General features: G+C 66.9%; 1 protein-coding gene and 1 pseudogene. Both read right to left on the bottom strand.

Translation table 11 applies throughout. The annotated features are described in order from the left end of the window. Positions 1-145: 145 nt before the first annotated feature. Positions 146-454 carry a hypothetical protein gene (locus OBACDRAFT_RS24660; protein ID WP_052362582.1) on the bottom strand — a complete coding sequence of 103 codons (309 nt, stop codon included), beginning with the start codon at positions 452-454 and terminating at the stop codon, positions 146-148. Between the two features lie 90 nt (positions 455-544). Next, positions 545-1113, bottom strand: a pseudogene (locus OBACDRAFT_RS24655) (hypothetical protein); the annotation flags it as partial.

Raw genomic sequence — 1113 nt, 5'->3', positions numbered from 1 at the left:
TTGGGGGGATTGGGTTTCCCAGGGAAAGGGTTTCCAAGGCCGGGGGCGGGTTTCCCGGGGGGAGATTTCCCGGTTTTTTTCCCGGATAAGGGGGGGGCAAAGGGGGGTTCGGGGGGGAATTTGGGAAAGCCCCGGGGGGGGGACCTTAGTTTTTTTTTTCCCCCGGGGCCCCGGGGGGGGGGGGGGGGGGCTTGGCGGGAGTCGGTGGGGGTTTGAAAAAATCAGTCTCGAAGAGGCCGGGGCCTTGGCCGGGTTTGGCGGGGTTTTGTTGGAAGAAGGCAAGGACTTCGGCGTCGGTGGGCGTGAGGCGGCCCGCTTGGCGGGGGGTCGTGGCCGAGGGCACGGGGTCGAGGGGAGCGCTGCGGCCGCGGGTGAGGGCGAAAAGGGCGCCGCCGATCAACAGAACGCCAAGGGTGCTGGCAACGATGAGAAAATGGCGGCGAGCGGCGGGCATGGGAGAAACAAAGGCGGAAAAGCTAAAAGGCTGAAAGCTGAAATCAGGGTTTCCGAGGCGGGTTGTGAAACTGGGCAGGTTGATCAGGCGTTAGGGTGACGAGGCTGTCGCGGAGAGGAGGGCGGCGACGACTACGGTGGCGGAGGAGTCGTCGGTGGCGGCGGTGCCTTCTTTGCGCAGGACGAGGTGTTCGATGAGGAGGTGGTCGTCGGCAACCGTGGGTTTTCCGTCGGGCGAGGGGGAACCGAGGGCGAGTTGTTCGAGGAAGGTTTGCACGCGGTCGCTTTTGCCGGTGACGCGGGCGGAGAACAGGACTTCAACGGCGAGGATGGGCGAACCGGGGTTGAGGCGCATTTCGCGGACGGCGGGCACGGGGAGCGCTTCGTAGGTGGCAACGCGGGCGGCGATGGCGTGGTTGGCAACGAGGCGGGCGAGGGCGAGTTGCGCCCAGCGTCGGCGGGGGTCGGCAGGGGGGGGGGGAGTGGCTGCGGCGGTGGCGGTGGCGGTCGGGGTTGGGACGGTGTCGGAAAGGACGTCAAAGGCGCTTGTCGCGAGTTTGACGCCGGCTTGGTCCGCGGCGGCGGTGGCGGCAGCGGTGGCGGCGGCCCGTTGTTGCTCAAATTCGATCAACTGGAAGGGTTGGTCGCCATAGGTGACCA

This window comes from Geminisphaera colitermitum TAV2 (assembly GCF_000171235.2).
Taxonomy (GTDB): Bacteria; Verrucomicrobiota; Verrucomicrobiia; order Opitutales; family Opitutaceae; genus Geminisphaera; species Geminisphaera colitermitum.
Note: the sequence above shows the minus strand (reverse complement) of the source record. Positions and strands in the feature narration are given on the sequence as shown.

Bases quoted from the DNA above. Each gene is read 5' to 3' on its own strand.
- OBACDRAFT_RS24660 (WP_052362582.1), bottom strand. From the start codon at position 454: ATGCCCGCCGCTCGCCGCCATTTTCTCATCGTTGCCAGCACCCTTGGC.